Raw genomic sequence first — 15,859 nt, forward strand, 5'->3', positions numbered from 1 at the left:
CGAGCGACAGGTGCCTGTGGCGTTGCGGGAGCAACCTTGCCTGGAGGCTCATCCGGACGGCTGGTCCGCCGGTCAAACACCGGGCGTGTCTCTTTGCGTGAGGGCATGCGTGTCCTCGGTATCAGCCAGGCAGTGCACAGGCAGGGGCCGAAGGCGACATCGCCTCAATACTCCCACCAGGAGCGATGGTCTTGGATAGAGGAGGTGGGAGTGCCGTCTGGTTCAATGCCATGTGGCCACAGCCGTATCCATAACGGCTCAACCCGGTGGAGGCGGTGGCGAGCGGCGTCTCCTCGGTCGAGTGCTTCACGGGCGGTGTGGACTGCTCCGTCGATGTCGTTGGCTTCGTACTGGAAGCGAGCGATGATGGCGAGAGCCTCGTGGTGTCCGTATACGGCGGCAGCTTCCCACAGGTCCTGAGCACGGTCTCTGTCGCCGGCTGCCTCGCGGCGCATCGCCAGGTCCGCCAGCGTCTCGGTGAGTCCGTATTCGGCTGCGGCCCGCGCGTAATGCTCTGCCTGGTCGAACAAGGCCGCATCCTCCCGCATCATGGCTAGATGGCTCAGGCACGAAGGTGCGCCCATGGCTGCTGCGTGGTGAGCCAGGTCGGATGCCTCGACGGTAAGTCCGGCCTCCTCGTGCCGCAACGCGATCTCGGCGAGCCCATCCGGTTGGCAACATTCGGCAACTTGCACGGCCAGAGCCGCCGCCTGTTCGTAGTCGCCCTGCTCAGCGGTGGTTTGCGCAAGATCGGCCAGGGCCCTGCACGTCAGGTGGTCCACCGGTCGACCGGCTTCCACGTCCCGCCAGTCGTGATCAGGTATCTCCCCATAAAACCTGACGGCGTGTTCGGGCCTTGGCAGTTGACGGGCACGCTCGGTTAGGAGGCGAGCGTAGCGCAGCCGCCACCGCGAGGACGCTGCTTGGGCCAGTGCGTCGATGTCGCTGGGGTGCGACAGGTGCTCCAGAGCCGCCTCCCAGAATGAGGAAGGCGGACACAAGGCACGGCGTGTGCGACGGCCGTGCTGCTCCATGTAGTCGGCCAGCCGAAAGCAGCGGTCCGCAGAGCGGTATTCGGGCGTGCGGCGAGACTGTTGCAGCAGTGTCGCGTTGCCGTGTACGGGGCGTGCGGTGTAGTCGACGGCTTGCTCGAACCAGTCCTCCTCCAGTGACTGGAACACCGACGGGGGGAGGTAGCCAGCAGCCGCCTCTTCGAGGAACGCTGCGGGTAGATCCACTCCGCAGCCCAGGCGGCGGGCGTCCATCGCGGCGTCGAGGACCGCCCTGGCACTCGGGCCGGCGTATTTGTGTCGGTCCAGCAGGGCGGGCACACCGGCCAGGAACTGGGTGATACGGCGGTCGGCTGCCCCTGCCAGCGCCTGTGCAAGGCGCTCGTCATTCTCTGCAGCGCTGCGCAGAGCAAGTACATCTTGTTCGGCGAAGGCGTCCGGCACGTGCACTTGTCGGCCCGTCAGTAGGGGGCGGATCTGTGCGTGCGGATCGTGATCCCGGCTGGCCGGTAGGGAGGTCAACTCGCCCCAGTGCACGGGCCAGAGAGTGCCCACGATCAGGATCGGGGCACGGGCGGCGTCCGTCAGCAGAGTCCGAAGCGCTGCAGCAATCCGCTCTCCGACCTGGGGCACAGCCAGGTAATGCTGTGCTTCGTTGAGCCAGACCACCGTCTTTGGCCCCACCGTGGCCAGGCCGGCCAAGGCTGCCTCCGCGCGGGTGGGGGCTAGGGGATGCCACAGCCGCCAGCCATCGGCTGCCAAATCTTGGATGGCCTCCCAGCACGCTCGGGTCTTACCAGTAGAGGATTCGCCGACCAGCACACACATCTGGCTTGTGCCGCCCTGTGCGGCCTCCACTATGCCCCGCAGATGGGCGTCGTGCTCTCGTGGCACGTACGCAGGCAGCGCATCGTTCCGTGCGGCGACGTGGATCGCGTGGTGCACCTCCAGGTCGAGCGGATGGCACTCGCTGATGAGGCGAGTGGACAACGCCTTCTGGCCTGCGTCGCTGACTGGTTGGGAGGAACCGATGACATAGACATGCGTGACTGCGTTGTGATCGCCGGTGACGACTGCCCCAATGTCTCCCCCTGCGGCCACCGAGTCCTTACTCGCTTGTACGCGGCCGCGCGTTGGCATGGAGGTGGCACCTTCGTCATCCTGCGAGCCGTGGTCTCGGCGGCCCCAAACGGGTGTCACGTACGATTCTCGTCTCCGGCTATGACCTCACCGATGTTTCCAGCGGCAGCTGTACTGCCCGCTCCCGAAGCATGCACGCCCCTGCTACTCGTGAGTTGGCTGTTGCACGGTGTCGCTACAGGCTGTGTGGCCTGGTTGCGATGGCCGACGATGACGCGTCCGACATGTCCGCCTGATGCCACGGCACTGTCATGAGCCTCCACCGAGCCCCGTCCGGATTGGGTGAGCCCCCACACTGAGAGCGCCAGACCCACGAGTCCGGCGATCGCTCCCATCACGCTCCCAAGCTGGTCTGCAATCGCCAGATCCATGGAGAGGGCGACCGCTACCAGACACACGGCCGCCGTTCCGCATCCGGCCGCGCACGCAATCAGCGTGTATCTCCTCCACCTCTGCATGGGACCATCAAACCTCTGCTTGACGAGCGATGTGTACGAAACGACGCTGAATCATCGAGTTCGTCCTGGGGCGCGACGCAAAGCGCAGGGGGCTTGCTCACAGGCTCGTGACGGGCTGCCCAGTGAGTGCTTGGGCGATCTGCCAGAGCTGGCCGCCGCGGGACGCTTTGACGAGCACCACGTCATCGGGGCGGAGGATGGATTCGAGGTAGGCGGCAGCGGTCTTGTTGTCGCGGACTAGGCCGATCTCGGGAACCCCCGCTGCGCCTGCTGAGAGGGCGAGCTGCTTGGCGAGGTCTCCGCCGACCGCCAAGACGAAGTCGACGCCGGCTTCCGCTGCGAAGCGCCCGATCTCGCGGTGGGCTTCAACGGCTTCGTCGCCCAGCTCCAGCATCTCGCCGAGTACGGCGATCCTTCGGCCGCCTGCGGGCTCGGTCGTCTCGCCGTCTGTCTCGGTCATCGAGAGTCTCCGTTGTGAATCAGGGGCGCGAAGGTGATCGCGCGGCCGGTGTACGAAGGGGACAAGCGGCTAAGAGGGAGGCGATCGTGCGTCTGGCCCCAGGCCGACGGGTCCCGGAAGAGGATCGTCGGGTCGGGGCCGTCCTCGTAGCCGCGGAGGATGACGAGATGACCGCCTGAACGGCCGTCGTCGGGGAACTGCTCGGTCACCGACACGATGAGCGGAGCGTCATCGAGGCGGCCGAGCAGTTCTTCGACGGGCACGGGCTCTGCGAGAGCGGGCACTCCCAGGTCGGTCGCCAGGCTCGCGATCCCCGCGTGGAGTGCTCCGCGCGGGGTCAGAACCTCATGCTTGACCGCGAGCTTCAGGAGTTCCGTCACCGTGGGCGCCTGATGCCCATAGGCGAGCAGGATCATCCTCAGCGATGCCAGGCCGCACGCCCGGTTGGACCATTCTGTCCTGTCTCCCAGTGCCCAGCCCCCGTGGAGATCCCACTCGGCGGGGGCGATGAGCTGACGGCACATGGGGACATCGTGGACGCGCGGCACAGCGGCAAGCTCCTACGGGGAGACGGCAGCCTCCCGCGTCGGTGTGGCGCTGGAGAACGCGGGAGCGGGCAGGGGCACATCGTATGGCGGGCGGGCCAGGGCCTCGTGCAGCATCGCCAAGACGACATCCGTGTGCGTGAGCCCGATCATCGCGGCCCCCACCGCGAAGTTGCTGTCACGGGACATGCCCGGCGTGCTGTTGACTTCCAGCACGTACGGCTCGCCGTCCTCGGTGAGGATCAAGTCGATACGGGCTGAACCGCGCAGCCCGATCCCGTCCCACAGGGTTCGGACGCCCCTGGTGATCCTGGCCAGTACGTCGGGCGCCAGCTCGGCGGCGCGCACATTTACGGTGCCCTTGGAGTGCACGTCGATCTTCGTGTCGGCGTCGTAGAACTCGGCTTCGTTGGCTTCGGTGGCCAGCGGCGGGAAGACGATGACGGAGCCGCCCGGAAGCTCCAGCAGCCCCACGGTCAGCGGCGTGCCGCTCACGTAGTCCTCCACGAGCACGGCCGTGCCCTCGTCGACGGCAGCGTCTGCCAGAGCTGCGGGCAGCTCGGCCCTGCTGCGTACGAGGCTCATGCCCACGCTGGACCCGCCGAAGGGCGGCTTGACCATCACGGGGCGGCCCTTCCAGGCCGCCGGGCCACCGGTCCAGACATGCCAGCCAGGAGTGGGGACGCCGAGGGTCAGCATCACCCGCTTGCACAGGACCTTGTCGGCGGCCACCGCGGATGCCCCGACCCCACTGCCGCAGTAGGGCACGCGAAGGTAGTCGAGCAGGCCCTGCAATCGGCCGTCCTCGCCATACGGGCCGTGGAGGTTGGAGAGGACCACGTCGTACCCGACAAGATCCATGATGAAGTCCGGTTCGCACGGGTCCAGCACCTTCCAGCGGGCGCCGATCTCCTCCAGCGCCTCGCCCAGGGCGGTGACGGATCGCTGTTCGACGGGGCACTTCGCGTGGTAGAGCCGGTCCTCGGCGGACACGGGCCCGTAGATCAGCGCGACCCCGAGGCCCCGACGGCTCTGTCCCCACTCGCGAAGGTCCTCGGCGGCCTTCCGTACCGAGGGAGCCGAGCTAGGGCTGAGGAAGAGAGTCATGCGAGTACCCCTTCGAAGGTGTTGGTGACTGGGCCGCCGACCCACTGCGTTCGGTTCGGCCGGGCGTCGTGGGGCCGGACCGTGAGCGGCTGCCCGGCGCGGTTGTGAACGGTGACGGCGCCGCGTGCGACGAGCCCGCGCATGGTCGCGACGACGACGGCCGCGACGGCCCCGCTTCCGCACGACAGGGTTTCCGCCTCGACGCCGCGTTCGTAGGTGCGGATCTTCAGCGCCTGGTGGCCGGCGGATTGAACGAAGTTGACGTTCGTGCCCAGCGGGGCCAGATCGGGATGGTGACGGATGATGCGACCGACCACCACCGCGTCGATGGCGTCCACATTGCCCACGATGGCTACGACGTGCTCCGTGCCGGTGTGGGCGCTGTCGAACCAGGTCGGTCTGCCGTTGATGACCGTTTGTAAGCGCCGGGGGAGGATTTCGCTCACCTCGACCGTGACCCACACGGAGTCATCTGACACGACCGCCTCATGCACTACTCCGGCCATGCGGAGACTCATCTGCTGGAAGCCGTGATCGTGACGAGCGGCCCAGGCGGAGCATCGCAGGGCATTGCCACACATCGTTGCGATCGACCCGTCCGCGTTGAAGCAGGCGACGTCGAGGACGGCGGGGTCCTCGCTGACCAACCGGCTGAGGACCAGCCCGTCCGCGCCTACGCCGGTACGTCTGGCGCACAGGCGCTCGGCCTTCTTGGGCCAGTCCTTTTCGTCGTCCGGTTCGTGGCCGGAGAGCAGAACGAAGTCGTTTCCTGCACCGTGGATCTTGCGAAAGCGCATGACAGGGCTCCTCGCGTGATGAGGTGAGAAGGAGATGCGGTGACCGAGCGGGTCGTGTTCAGCGGTGTTCGAGGGGCCGGTAGGTGGTCAGGGCCTCTCGCATGATCAACGGGGCGCGTCCGGCGAAGTGCAGAACGCGGTGGGCCGGAGTGTCGGCGGACCTCATGTCCTGGACCCGCTGGTACTGGCCGTCGAGGAGGATGAAGTCGCCGATGCGGACATCGGACGGCGGCCTCGTGGCCCCCACCGTGCCGACGGGGGGAGTGGGTATGGAGGGCTGCTCCGTGGTCCGGTGCTCGTACATTCAGCCTCCCCAGGTACCTAGAAGGAGGGAGCCGCTGACTGCGATGACGCACAGCACATAGACGAGTCGCTGGTTTCGAGCACTCATCAGGTCCTCACGGCGCATTCAGCCCGTTCCGCCGGGAGTAGATCCACAGCAGCCGTCGCGTCAGAAGGGCGATATCGCGGAGGTACACGAAAGTCCCGAACGTAGGCGTTTCGACGGTCGGTCGATTCGTGAGGTCGATCAGCCTGGTCCCCTCGCGGATCAGCTCCCGCACCTCGCGGTTGTCTTCGGCGCCCAAGTCCTCGCCGAGCAGACGGTTCAACTCGTTTGCCATCTTCGGCAAATGCCTGTCCATTGCCGCGCGGGTCGTGGTGCCCATCCGCAAACGGAGGACGATATCCGTTTGCCAGGAGATCGCCGCCACGTCGATGAGGGAGAAATTGACCTCAGTGTCCTCGGCCGCATCCAACGCCTTGCCCGTACTTGCCACAGCCATCACTGACCCTTCCCGAGCACGCTTTCAGCCGTGCCAATAAAGCTAGGAAGGGGCAGGGGTGGGGCTCCACGACTGTGCCCGAACTTGCCAGACGTTCACCCTAGAGATTCGATGGCAGCGGTGATGAGTTCACGCGCGGCGGGGCCGTAGACGGCAAGTTCGGCCAGCTCGCTGAACGTCCTGGCATACATGGCAAGCTCGTTCTTCTGGACGACGGTGAGATGGGCCGAGATCAGTTCGACGTTCACCAGCTCGTCGTCGTACAGGAAGAATCCCTCGACGGGCCATAGGCCGGAGCGGTCGGCGTCCTGGGGGATGACGCCGATGCTCACCGACGAGAGGGCCATGACGCTGAGGAGATAGCCGAGCTGGCCCGCCATCACCTCAGTGCCGCCAATGCGGTACCGCAGGACGCTCTCTTCCAGGAGGATGGCGAACTTACGCTTCCCGTAGACGACCTGTTGCTTCTCCACGCGCACCTTCACGGCCGCCGGCACGTCGTCGATGAGCCCTCGGCGGTCACGAATAGAGGTCAGAAGTGCGGTGATGTACGAGGCCGTCTGCACGGGGCCGGGGATGAGCCAGGGCGAGTAAATGCGAAAGCGCTCGGTGCGCTCCCAGAGAGGAACCACGGACTCCTGTGCCCACTTGAGTCCGTGGCGTTCCATCTTGCGCCACTCGACGTACATGCCCTCAATTCCGCGGGCTGTGGAGGTGAGATCCTCGATCTCGTTCTCCGCGCCGCACGCGGAACACCAATCGCGAAGGTCACGCTCCGAGGGGGCGCGAGTGCCGCTCTCGAAGCGCGAAGCCTTCGACTCATGCCAACCCAGGCACTGGGCCAGCGCTCGCTTGGTAAGTCCGGCTGCCTGCCGGATCTCGGCCAGGCGTTGGCCGAGCGCCTTGCGGGCTTCCTGGACGCTCGAAGAGGGCGATGTCATGTCAGGGTGACGGTGCTGTTCGGACTGTCAGGCCAACTCGAATTCTGCGTGCGGCGTTGCCCGCTTCCATACGGCCTCGAAGGCCGACTCGCACAGCTTCGCCGCCTCCGGATCCTCCGTGAGTTCGACCTCCATGTTCTCGCCCTCGCCGTCGAAGTGGTTGACGAGTACGAGGCTGGAGTCGAACAACCAGAAGTCATTGCCCGGAAGCGCGATGTCGGTCGCGTTGCGCCGCGAGAGCCACCGCACGCTTTCCCCGGCAGCGATGTTCAGCCCGTCGGTCACGTCGTACTCGAAGCGGATGTACTCGCTGGCCGGTGTCGACACGACGCGTGCGCGCCGAACCTCGACACCTCGCGAGGTCGCCTCCGTGACGATGTCGTGCCAGTCGGCCCAGCGCGCGGCCGGATCGCGGACCATGCCGGCTTTCCAGTCGATGAAGGCCGGGTCTGACTTCATGTAGGCGTCACGCATCTCCAGGTGGACCGCAGTCCTCTGGCATTCGCGGAACAGCTCCTCAAACGTCGGGGTCCTCGTCACCCTGCTTCACCTCCTGGAAGAACTGCACCATGCGCCGGGGGATCTCAACCACCGTCTCATGTCCGGGGATGTCCATCTGCCCGAGCCGCTCGTCGTCCTCTACCTTCCACCCCTGCACGACGTAGGTGTCCTTCTCGTCGTCGAGGTAGACGGTGGGGGAGCCGCCACTGGGGCTCTCCGGGTCTTTACCGAGCTTGATCAGGGCCATGATGACCTCCTCGGGTGCCGGTAACGATCTCTGTGCCAGAGCTTGCCCCTGACTCGGCTGCCTAGCCAGGAACTTGCCCAAACTTGCCAGGACTATCGGGCAGTGACTCTAAGCGGGCGGACCCGGTCGCCGGTGCATGACCTGTCTCTTCGTCCTACCGGCGTGGTCCACGAGGAGCAGGCCCTCCCTTCACGCTCCTGACAGGTGATACCTGCGCTGGTGAGGGAGCGATCCGCACTGTGGACCGAGTCTGGGCTGCCCGAGCCCGAGCGCTGGGGGCTTGCCTTTGGGAGAGGCGGAGGATGCGCCAGGTGAGGACTTGTGCGGCCGAGTGGGCGTCGTCCAGGGTGTGCTGGCGCGCGACGTGTTGCAGAAGACGTTCCGGGTCGTGGCCGGCTGTCTCGGCTTCGGTGAGGACGGTGGCGAGTGTGGACCAGGCAGGGTCTTCGAGGACCTCTTCCGCGTAGTCGGGTACGACGGCTCGGAGCTGCTTCGCGTGCCGTTCGATGGTGTGCGTTGGGGGCTGACGCTGGGCGAGGGATGCCAGGGGTGCGCGAGCTGCTTCTTGGTAGGCGGTCTGGAGATGAGTCAGGGTCTGGTGGGCGGCGGTGACCTGCTGGTTGTGTTGGCGTAGCTGGTGCCAGTGGGCGGCGGCGGTGACGACCAGGAGGGCGACGTCGAGGAACATTGCGAGGCCGGACCCGTCCCCGGTGACGGGTGCGGTGCGTAGGGCGCGGATGGCGCTGCGCAGGGCTCGGGCCTGGTCCTGTTGGGCGCGGATGCGGGAGCGGGTGGCGCGTTCGAAGACGATCGCGGCTTGCTGGAGTTGGGGCCGGAGGCCCTTGGGAGCGAGGAGTGGCAGGGCGTCGAGGGCTTCGCCGAACGCGGCGATGTGGGCCTGGGCGGTTGCGTCGTCGGATCGTGCGAGGCGGATGGGGATGCGTTCGGCGGCTGCGGTGGCTTGGTGCCAGGGGTTGGGACGGCGGTTTTCCGGTGCGGTGGTTGGTGGGGTGTCGAGGTCGGTGAGGCGTTCGCGGATCTTGGGGAAGGACAGGTCGGGGGCGAGTTTGGAGCCGGAGTGCCAGATCGGGTCGCCTGCCGCGTTGGTGTCGCCTTCGAGGGCGATCTTGTAGCCGCGTATGTCGCCGGACGGGAAGTACTGGATGTCCACGTGCACGGTGTCGGTGCGGGCGAGGATGTCCAGAAATTCGTCGGGGCTGGTGGCGTCGGAGACCGCGGTGCGGACGGTGGAGCGCAGGCGCTCGCGGGCGGCCCGCTGGTGACCGGTGCGAAGGGCCGTCTCCCGCTCGGCCCGGGTGGGGCGTTTCGCGGCGGTGCGGCCGCCGCGTATGACCTGCTGGAGGCCGTAATCCTTCTCGATGGCGGCGAGTTCTTTGTCGGCGGTGAGGTAGTCGTTCCAGTGGCGGGCGGTGCGCAGGTCGCCGCGGACCTTGGTGGCGGCGATGTGGATGTGGTCCTCCGCGTGGCGGACGGCAACCCAGCGGCAGCCGTCCGGGTCGCCTTCGGGGGCGATGCCGGTGGCGGCCACGATGCGGCGGCCGATTGCCGCCCATTCGTCGTCGCTGAGGGTCCGGTCCTCGGGGGAGGCGCGCAGGGAGCAGTGCCACACGTGCTGCTTCGGTGCTCGGCCGAGGCGGTTGGCCTGGTGGAGGCGTAGGTCGAGGTCTGCCACGAGGAGTTTCCTGGTGGCGTTGAAGTCGTTGCTGCGGCCGGGGCCGGGGGCGAAGCCGTCCCAGGAGGCGACCAGGTGCGGGTCGGTGCGCTCGTTGGCTCGGCCGGGGCCGTAGAGGTACCTGATCAGGCCGGCGGTGTCCTTGCCGCTGCTGATCTTCGCGATCATCCGGCCGCTTTCGCGGAGACGGCGTGATGCATGATCGCCGCGATGTCTTGGATCGTCGCGCGGACGGTGTCCAAGGTGCGCTCCGCCTGGGTCAGGACGGTGGTGTCCACAGGGTGTGTGTCGCCTCCGGAGTTGAGGCGGAACGCGATCTGGTTGACGTTTTTGCCGATCGCGGCGACCTGGGCGCGCAGGTTGGCGAGCTCGTCGATCACATCGTCGAACTGGGTGCGCTGGCCGGGGAGGCGGAGGTTGCCGTCGAGGTAGGCCATGACCAGGGCGCCGACGAGATGGGCACTGGCGATCTCCATCTCCCGGGCCAGGGCGACGATCGCGTGCTTCTCGTCGACGCTGTAGCGGACATCGACACGCTCTTTGCGCTGGACGTCTTCGCGGGCACGACGGTGGGCGACACGGTGCACAGCGTCGTCGGCGCGGGCGACGGGCGACTGCTCGGACACGTCGGCGGGCTGTTCCTCCTCGGGCACCCCCTGGTGCCCGACCCCGTCCGCCACCCCCGGGGCGGAGGGATTCGCGTTGGACCGGCTCTTGGACGGTCCAACGCCATACCTTGCTGCGCTGGTTGCGGTGGTGGTCATATCCTGCTGGTTGGTGGCGGGTTCGTTGTGCGGGTTGTGCATGGAAGCGTCTCCGTGGACGGGTTGGCGGGGGTTGATGTCGGGTGGACTCGTCACGGGCTGGACACCCGTCCCCGCGTTGACCTGCGCGGGGACGGGTGGGACGGGTCAGCGGCGTGCGGGACGAGTGCGGTCTTCGAGGTCAGACGGCCTTGGTACGCGCTTTGTCGAGTTCGGCTTGGAGGATGTGGGTGGCTTCGTCCAGGCGGGCTCGGCCGACGCTGTGTCCCTTGGCCCGGATCGCCGCTTCGACAGCGCGGCGTGAGATGCGCCCATCGCGTCCCGGAGGAGCGGTGCGTCCGATGCCGACGAGTTCGCCCATGGTGGCGCTGGGCTGTCGGCCCTTGGGCTTGGCGGGCGGTTCCTCCGCCACGTCATCGGCGTCTCCCGCCACATCCGTGGCGCTGGTCGCTGGCGCGGCCTCCAGGTGCTCCGGCTCGACTTCGGGGTGAGTGAGGTGCGGGCGTCCGGTGGATTGGTGGTCGTGGCGGCTGGTGTCGATGTGGCGGTGCGTGGCGCTGTCCTCCTGGGGGTGCCGGGGGCTGGTGATGTGGCGTTGGATGACGAGGTAGAGGTGGACGGCTCCGGCGAGGGCGAGTGGGGCGATGGCGGACAGGGCGCCGACGGTGAGGTCGTCCAGGTGCAGTCCGGTGTGGCGGGTCTGCTGGTTGAGGCGGATGGCGTGCAGGGCGTTGGCCCAGATGCTGGTGGCGGTGGCCAGCCCGACGAGCGCCCATACGTACAGGCGGGAGCGCGAGGGGGCGGTACGCAGGATGAGCAGGGCGCGGACACCGATGGCGATGAAGCCGTCGATCACGAGGGGGAAGGCGTAGGTGAGCAGTCCGCGGATGTGGATGGCGACGGCCATCTGGCGAAGCGCGTCGTAGGAGAGGGCGAAGCCGATCGCGCCGAGCAGGGCGATGCCGACGCGGATCGCACCGGTCCCGGATAGGGGAGCCGGGGCGGTGGTGGAGCTGAGGGAAGGCAAGCGGAGGCACTCCGGGAGGTGCGGTGACTCGTCCCACCCGTCGCATGCCTGGTCAGGGCAGGTACGGGTGGAACGGTGATGTCGGGTCGACCCGTTGCGGGCCCCGCACCCGTCCCCGCACTGACCTGCGCGGGGACGGGTGGGACGAGTTGAGTCGGGTCAGGCGGCGGTGCTGTCGGAGTACCTGTCGGCCTCGGTGGGCTCGGGGGTTGGTGCGGGGCAGTAGCGGGCCCACGCGTCGAGGAACTGTGTGCGGGCGAAGCCCTTGGCCTGGGTGCCGCCGGGGAAGCGGTGGTTGGCCGACCTGATGCCGTAGTCGTTCAGCAGCACCCGCAGGCTGCGCGGATTCAGTCCGTGTGGGCCGTATTCGGCCCAGGGGGCTTCGGTGTCCGCATTGAGCTGCTCGATGAGGCGGCTCGTGCGCAGGGTGGCGGGGTCGTCCTCGGCGGCGAAGACCCGGCGGATGTCGACCAGGATGCGGGTCCGCAGTCCGGCGTTCTCGTCCTGCCCGTCCTCGTGGGCGGACATGGTCCGGCAGGCGGTGCGGGCGAGCGAGGGCCAGTCGCCTCCGGCGAGGTCGGCGACGATGACCAGGGGCTCCCAGGTGTCGGCCGCCCGGTCCTCGACGGGCATGTCCGGCTCCATGTCCATCGCCTTCGCGTGCAGGGGGCGGAGCCATGCGGTGAGGCGGTCGCGGATGGCGCGGAGGGCGGGGGTGTCACGGCCGGTGCGGAAGGCCGACACGCTTTCTCCGGCGGCTCGTCGGCGCATGCGGATGACCACCGACCGGTCCATGATCGTGTCGGGGAGGTCGCCGATGCCTGCAAGGGCGGCCATCGCGAAGGTGGGGAAGGCCACGGGGGTGTGCTCGGGGCCGGTGACGCGCAGGGTGGGCCGGTTGCGCTGGTGTCCGGCGTTGAGCAGGCCGCGCAGGTCCTCGTTGCGCTCGGCCGCCTTCTGGCTGCCGAACAGGGTGTCGGCCTCGTCCACGAGCAGGGTGGGCGGGTTCTTCTCGGTGATGGACCGGAAGATCGCCGCAGGGCTGGCGTTGACCGTGATCAACGGGGCGCGGACGGTCTCGGTCACCACGTCCAGCAGTCGCGACTTGCCACACCGCTTGGCCGGACCGACCACGGCCAGGCGCGGGGCGTGCTGCCACGCGGTCTGCAGATGCGTGGCAGCCACCCACAAGGTCACCGCGGTGAGGGCTTCCTCGCTGGGCGGCACGACGAACCGCTTGATCTGCGCCCGCAGATCGCGCAGCACCTTCTCGCCCGCGGGCGGTGAGAGTGGAACGTCGGTGGGGTCGCCAGGCGGGGTGAGGGATGGCGTGTTCGGCTGGGCGTCGTCCATACTGGGCGTCGAGCTCCTCTGCTTGCGGGCCATATGGGACGGCAATCCCGGCCTCGCAGGTTGATCGCTAGGGATGGCGGTTGAGAGGTTTGCGCTTCAGCCCCCCCGGTAGTCGCCGGGGGGCTTTGCGTTGTGGCGTGTGGGTCGGGGCGTGCTCCTGGTGTGTGATGCGGGGGTACCACCAGCATGCCACATGAATTGCGATTCGCAGAAGTGTTCTGCATCTCGCAGAAGCCATGTTACTGTTGAAGGGTCCTTGCGAATGGCAGGGGCTTGCTACGCATGGAAGGAGGTGGCTGTGGTTGACGACGACGCTCCGCAGGGGGTCCTGCTCAGCGGCGAGGAGAACGTCGCGGTACGGATCAAGCTGGAGCGCGAGGCGCGCGGCTGGAGCACCAACGCCCTGTCCGACCGCCTGAACGAGGCCGGTTTCGAGATGAACCCGTCCGGAGTCTGGCGCATCGAGAACCGCAAGCGCCGCATCAACCTCGACGAGGCCATCGGGTTCGCCGAGGTCTTCGGCCTCGACCTGCGCAACCTCGTCGGCCCTCCGAAGCTCGCGGCCAAGGCCCGCGCCATGGAACTCATCAACGCGGTCGTCGACGCATTCCGCGAGACCCAGCACGCCAACGCCGCCTTCACCAGAGCGCGCGACACCCTCGATGCTTACCTCGCCGAGCACCCTGATGTGCGCGAGGAAGCCGATGTGATGGTCTCCAACGCCATCGCCGAGGAATCGTCCAAGTACCTGCAGAAGATGCACGGACCGCGCCCCAGCGAGCATCCGGACGACACCTCTGCCGACGAGGCGTAGCCTCCGGCTCCCACTCCCGCCCTGGGCCCGCAAACCCCCAGCGTGGGAGCTTCACCTTCATCCCTAGCGATCGACCGGCAGGCCGGTATTGCCGTGCCATATGCCTGCCAGAGGAGGACTCACGCCTTGCACCAACCCGCAATACCCGCTGCCTCCGCACGCCACCCGCACTCCGCCGCCCTGCCGCGCCTATACCTCCCGGATGAAGTCGCCGCAGTCCTCGGTTGCTCTACCTGGTGGGTCAAGGACCGTGCCCGTCGACGGCTCATCCCGTTCACCCGTGTCGGCCGTGCGTACCGCTTTTCGGACGAGCATCTTGCCGCGATCGTTCGCATGCACGAGGAGCGCCCGGACCGGAATGCTCAGATCCCCCGCGGCATGGCTGCGTCTGTTCCGAAGCCCGTGACGCGACAGCGGGCGGAGACAGCCGTTCCCACGGCGCGCCTCAAGGCCCGACCGCCGCGTCGAACACTCAGGTCCCAGTACGGAACCGCTGCTTAGCGCACCCCGCACGACAGAAGGGAGGGAACTCTGTGGGGTACGCCGAAAAGCGTGGCGGCTACTGGCGCGGCCGATACAAGATCGTGGACGGCAAGTACGGCACCGTCGCCGATGCCACGGGTGCAGTGGTCAAGTTCGCCACCAAGCGCGAGGCCAAGCAGGCCGCAGACGCGGAGGAGGTGAATGTCCGGCGTGGTCAATGGCGCGATCCGGGCCTGGGCCAGGAGACTTTCGGCGAATATGCGAATCGCTGGTACGAGGCCCAGGACCTCGCGGCCTCGACCATGCAGAACTACAAGCGCCACATCGAGCAGCACCTGCTCCCCGTGTTCGAGGACAAGGCGCTCGCCGCCATCCTGCGCACGGACGTCGATCTGTGGGAGAAGAAGGAGAAGACCGTCTACGCGGCCTCCAGCGTCAAGACCTGGCGCTCGACCCTCCACCTGATCTTCGAGGACGCGATCGACGAGGGCCTGCTCACGTCCAACCCGGCGGCCAGGCGACGCGGGCGCGGTAAGCGCGCTGGCCGCTCCCAAGACCGCGGTCCCGAGAAGGTCGTCACCGACGCGCTCGGCATCCTGCTGGCCGCCGAGCGGGCCGCCCTGCTCTCCGGCCGCGACGACGAGTTCGTCGCTGTGGTCCTCAAGGGCTACACCGGCAAGCGCTGGGGCGAAATCGTTGGCTTGGAAACGGAGTTCGTCCGACCCGGTGCGTTCCGCATCGAATGGCAGTTGTACGAGCTGGACACGGGCGAGCTGGTGCGCTGCCCGCCCAAGGACGACAGCTACCGCACCGTCGACTCGATGGACTGGCTGGCCGCGCTGGTCTTCAACCACATCGCCCGTACGAAGCCGACGCCCTGCCCCTGCCACGGGAGGACGTACGTCTTCCGTGGACAGGGCGCAGCCTGCACCGGCGGCCACCATGGAGCGAAGCTCGTCGACGTCGCACGCCTCGCCGGGGTCTCGACGGGGACGGTGTCCAACGTCCTCAACCGTCCCGACTGCGTCGCCGAACCCACACGGGTGAAGGTGGAGCAGACCATCGCCGACCTCGGGTTCGTACGGGGTGGCGCGGTGACGGAGCACGCGGCCCACTGGCGCAGGAACGGTTTTTCGACCTGGCTATTCACTCCGGCGGTCTCCGGCTGGTACCCGAAGAAGGCGCCACAGGAGGCCCGCCCGGTGCCGATCCTCGGCGAGCCGTGGCCCGGCATCCCGGCCCGAGGGCGAAACGCCGGCGATCGGGCGGACGCCTGCTGGCTTCCGATCGCCAAGGGCCTCACACCCCACGGTCTTCGTCACACCCACCGGACCATGATGGAGGACCTTGGCACCGAGAAGGTCCTCATGGACGAACGCATGGGCCACATCGACGGCTCGGTCTCGGCACGCTACTCCCACGTCACCCCCGGTATGCGCCAGCGCCTCATGCTCGGATTGACCAAGCAGTGGGAGGCATCTCTTGATGCTCGCCGCGTGATATGCGCTCGCTCGCCGGTAGCTGTGCTTGACAGCCTTCTGCGCACTCGAAGTTAGGCACCGTTGGTGCGCTGCTGGCACGGCCCGATGCCAGAACGTGAGTTCTGTCTGGGAGCTTACGTTCTGGCACCCGACTTCCTATGTAGGTCTCGATGACCGACCGACATGCTGGGGGCGTGCTCCGCATAGCGGTATGGGATTCGCGTTACGAAACTCTCTTTCGTATCTGGCTGTC

Annotated in this window: 17 protein-coding genes; 3 read left to right on the top strand and 14 right to left on the bottom strand. The window is 67.5% G+C overall.

Going from position 1 to position 15,859, the window contains the following annotated elements; all coding sequences use genetic code 11:
- Positions 1-164: 164 nt before the first annotated feature.
- The 14 genes from ACK1X7_RS27155 to ACK1X7_RS27220 all read right to left on the bottom strand — a co-directional run bounded on the left by ACK1X7_RS27155 (position 165) and on the right by ACK1X7_RS27220 (position 12,828).
- Positions 165-2,150, bottom strand: a complete 1,986-nt coding sequence (locus ACK1X7_RS27155) for a hypothetical protein (protein WP_413115748.1) — start codon at positions 2,148-2,150, stop codon at positions 165-167.
- 555 nt (positions 2,151-2,705) lie between these two features.
- Positions 2,706-3,068 (bottom strand): glutamate ligase domain-containing protein, encoded by a 363-nt coding sequence (locus ACK1X7_RS27160; RefSeq protein WP_413115749.1) that lies wholly within the window; start codon positions 3,066-3,068, stop codon positions 2,706-2,708.
- Positions 3,065-3,592 (bottom strand): C39 family peptidase, encoded by a 528-nt coding sequence (locus ACK1X7_RS27165; protein ID WP_413115750.1) that lies wholly within the window; start codon positions 3,590-3,592, stop codon positions 3,065-3,067. Before ACK1X7_RS27165 ends, ACK1X7_RS27160 begins: the two co-directional genes overlap by 4 nt.
- A 36-nt stretch (positions 3,593-3,628) precedes the next feature.
- Positions 3,629-4,720 carry a D-alanine--D-alanine ligase family protein gene (locus tag ACK1X7_RS27170; protein ID WP_413115751.1) on the bottom strand — a complete coding sequence of 364 codons (1,092 nt, stop codon included), beginning with the start codon at positions 4,718-4,720 and terminating at the stop codon, positions 3,629-3,631.
- Positions 4,717-5,517 (bottom strand): diaminopimelate epimerase, encoded by an 801-nt coding sequence (gene dapF / locus ACK1X7_RS27175; RefSeq protein WP_413115752.1) that lies wholly within the window; start codon positions 5,515-5,517, stop codon positions 4,717-4,719. The genes ACK1X7_RS27170 and dapF overlap by 4 nt, the downstream gene beginning before the upstream one ends.
- A gap of 58 nt (positions 5,518-5,575) precedes the next feature.
- Positions 5,576-5,821 (bottom strand): hypothetical protein, encoded by a 246-nt coding sequence (locus ACK1X7_RS27180; protein ID WP_413115753.1) that lies wholly within the window; start codon positions 5,819-5,821, stop codon positions 5,576-5,578.
- A 94-nt stretch (positions 5,822-5,915) separates the two neighbouring features.
- On the bottom strand, positions 5,916-6,302 hold the full coding sequence (locus tag ACK1X7_RS27185) for a hypothetical protein (protein ID WP_413115754.1): 387 nt from the start codon (positions 6,300-6,302) through the stop codon (positions 5,916-5,918).
- Between the two features lie 95 nt (positions 6,303-6,397).
- Positions 6,398-7,243: a helix-turn-helix domain-containing protein gene (locus tag ACK1X7_RS27190; RefSeq protein WP_413115755.1), complete on the bottom strand. Its 846-nt coding sequence runs from the start codon at positions 7,241-7,243 to the stop codon at positions 6,398-6,400.
- A 27-nt stretch (positions 7,244-7,270) separates the two neighbouring features.
- Positions 7,271-7,783, bottom strand: a complete 513-nt coding sequence (locus ACK1X7_RS27195) for a DUF6879 family protein (protein ID WP_413115756.1) — start codon at positions 7,781-7,783, stop codon at positions 7,271-7,273.
- Positions 7,761-7,991, bottom strand: coding sequence for a hypothetical protein (locus ACK1X7_RS27200; protein ID WP_174882637.1), 231 nt, complete (start codon positions 7,989-7,991; stop codon positions 7,761-7,763). The genes ACK1X7_RS27195 and ACK1X7_RS27200 overlap by 23 nt, the downstream gene beginning before the upstream one ends.
- A gap of 154 nt (positions 7,992-8,145) precedes the next feature.
- Positions 8,146-9,852 carry a relaxase/mobilization nuclease domain-containing protein gene (locus ACK1X7_RS27205; RefSeq protein ID WP_413115757.1) on the bottom strand — a complete coding sequence of 569 codons (1,707 nt, stop codon included), beginning with the start codon at positions 9,850-9,852 and terminating at the stop codon, positions 8,146-8,148.
- The gene (locus ACK1X7_RS27210) at positions 9,849-10,490 is read right to left on the bottom strand and encodes a plasmid mobilization relaxosome protein MobC (RefSeq protein WP_413115758.1); all 642 of its coding nucleotides are present in this window, start codon (positions 10,488-10,490) and stop codon (positions 9,849-9,851) included. Before ACK1X7_RS27210 ends, ACK1X7_RS27205 begins: the two co-directional genes overlap by 4 nt.
- A 139-nt stretch (positions 10,491-10,629) precedes the next feature.
- Complete coding sequence (locus tag ACK1X7_RS27215; RefSeq protein WP_413115759.1) at positions 10,630-11,475, bottom strand: DUF2637 domain-containing protein; 846 nt, start codon at positions 11,473-11,475, stop codon at positions 10,630-10,632.
- A gap of 159 nt (positions 11,476-11,634) precedes the next feature.
- Complete coding sequence (locus tag ACK1X7_RS27220) at positions 11,635-12,828, bottom strand: DUF3631 domain-containing protein (RefSeq protein ID WP_413115760.1); 1,194 nt, start codon at positions 12,826-12,828, stop codon at positions 11,635-11,637.
- A 262-nt stretch (positions 12,829-13,090) separates the two neighbouring features.
- On the opposite strand from ACK1X7_RS27220, the gene ACK1X7_RS27225 reads away from it, so the two are divergent.
- The 3 genes from ACK1X7_RS27225 to ACK1X7_RS27235 all read left to right on the top strand — a co-directional run bounded on the left by ACK1X7_RS27225 (position 13,091) and on the right by ACK1X7_RS27235 (position 15,681).
- Positions 13,091-13,642: a helix-turn-helix domain-containing protein gene (locus ACK1X7_RS27225; RefSeq protein ID WP_413115761.1), complete on the top strand. Its 552-nt coding sequence runs from the start codon at positions 13,091-13,093 to the stop codon at positions 13,640-13,642.
- Positions 13,643-13,768: 126 nt separating this feature from the next.
- Entirely contained in the window at positions 13,769-14,143 is a 375-nt protein-coding gene (locus tag ACK1X7_RS27230) for a DNA-binding protein (protein WP_413115762.1), read from the top strand.
- Between the two features lie 32 nt (positions 14,144-14,175).
- Positions 14,176-15,681 carry a LacI family DNA-binding transcriptional regulator gene (locus ACK1X7_RS27235; protein ID WP_413115763.1) on the top strand — a complete coding sequence of 502 codons (1,506 nt, stop codon included), beginning with the start codon at positions 14,176-14,178 and terminating at the stop codon, positions 15,679-15,681.
- Positions 15,682-15,859 lie beyond the last annotated feature (178 nt).

Origin of the sequence: Streptomyces sp. CY-1 (genome assembly GCF_047218265.1) — a bacterium.
Lineage (GTDB): Bacteria > Actinomycetota > Actinomycetes > Streptomycetales > Streptomycetaceae > Streptomyces > Streptomyces niphimycinicus.

Bases quoted from the DNA above. Each gene is read 5' to 3' on its own strand.
- ACK1X7_RS27155 (WP_413115748.1), bottom strand. From the start codon at position 2,150: ATGCCAACGCGCGGCCGCGTACAAGCGAGTAAGGACTCGGTGGCCGCA.
- ACK1X7_RS27160 (WP_413115749.1), bottom strand. From the start codon at position 3,068: ATGACCGAGACAGACGGCGAGACGACCGAGCCCGCAGGCGGCCGAAGG.
- ACK1X7_RS27165 (WP_413115750.1), bottom strand. From the start codon at position 3,592: ATGTGCCGTCAGCTCATCGCCCCCGCCGAGTGGGATCTCCACGGGGGC.
- ACK1X7_RS27170 (WP_413115751.1), bottom strand. From the start codon at position 4,720: ATGACTCTCTTCCTCAGCCCTAGCTCGGCTCCCTCGGTACGGAAGGCC.
- dapF (WP_413115752.1), bottom strand. From the start codon at position 5,517: ATGCGCTTTCGCAAGATCCACGGTGCAGGAAACGACTTCGTTCTGCTC.
- ACK1X7_RS27180 (WP_413115753.1), bottom strand. From the start codon at position 5,821: ATGTACGAGCACCGGACCACGGAGCAGCCCTCCATACCCACTCCCCCC.
- ACK1X7_RS27185 (WP_413115754.1), bottom strand. From the start codon at position 6,302: ATGGCTGTGGCAAGTACGGGCAAGGCGTTGGATGCGGCCGAGGACACT.
- ACK1X7_RS27190 (WP_413115755.1), bottom strand. From the start codon at position 7,243: ATGACATCGCCCTCTTCGAGCGTCCAGGAAGCCCGCAAGGCGCTCGGC.
- ACK1X7_RS27200 (WP_174882637.1), bottom strand. From the start codon at position 7,991: ATGGCCCTGATCAAGCTCGGTAAAGACCCGGAGAGCCCCAGTGGCGGC.
- ACK1X7_RS27205 (WP_413115757.1), bottom strand. From the start codon at position 9,852: ATGATCGCGAAGATCAGCAGCGGCAAGGACACCGCCGGCCTGATCAGG.
- ACK1X7_RS27210 (WP_413115758.1), bottom strand. From the start codon at position 10,490: ATGCACAACCCGCACAACGAACCCGCCACCAACCAGCAGGATATGACC.
- ACK1X7_RS27220 (WP_413115760.1), bottom strand. From the start codon at position 12,828: ATGGACGACGCCCAGCCGAACACGCCATCCCTCACCCCGCCTGGCGAC.
- ACK1X7_RS27225 (WP_413115761.1), top strand. From the start codon at position 13,091: ATGGCAGGGGCTTGCTACGCATGGAAGGAGGTGGCTGTGGTTGACGAC.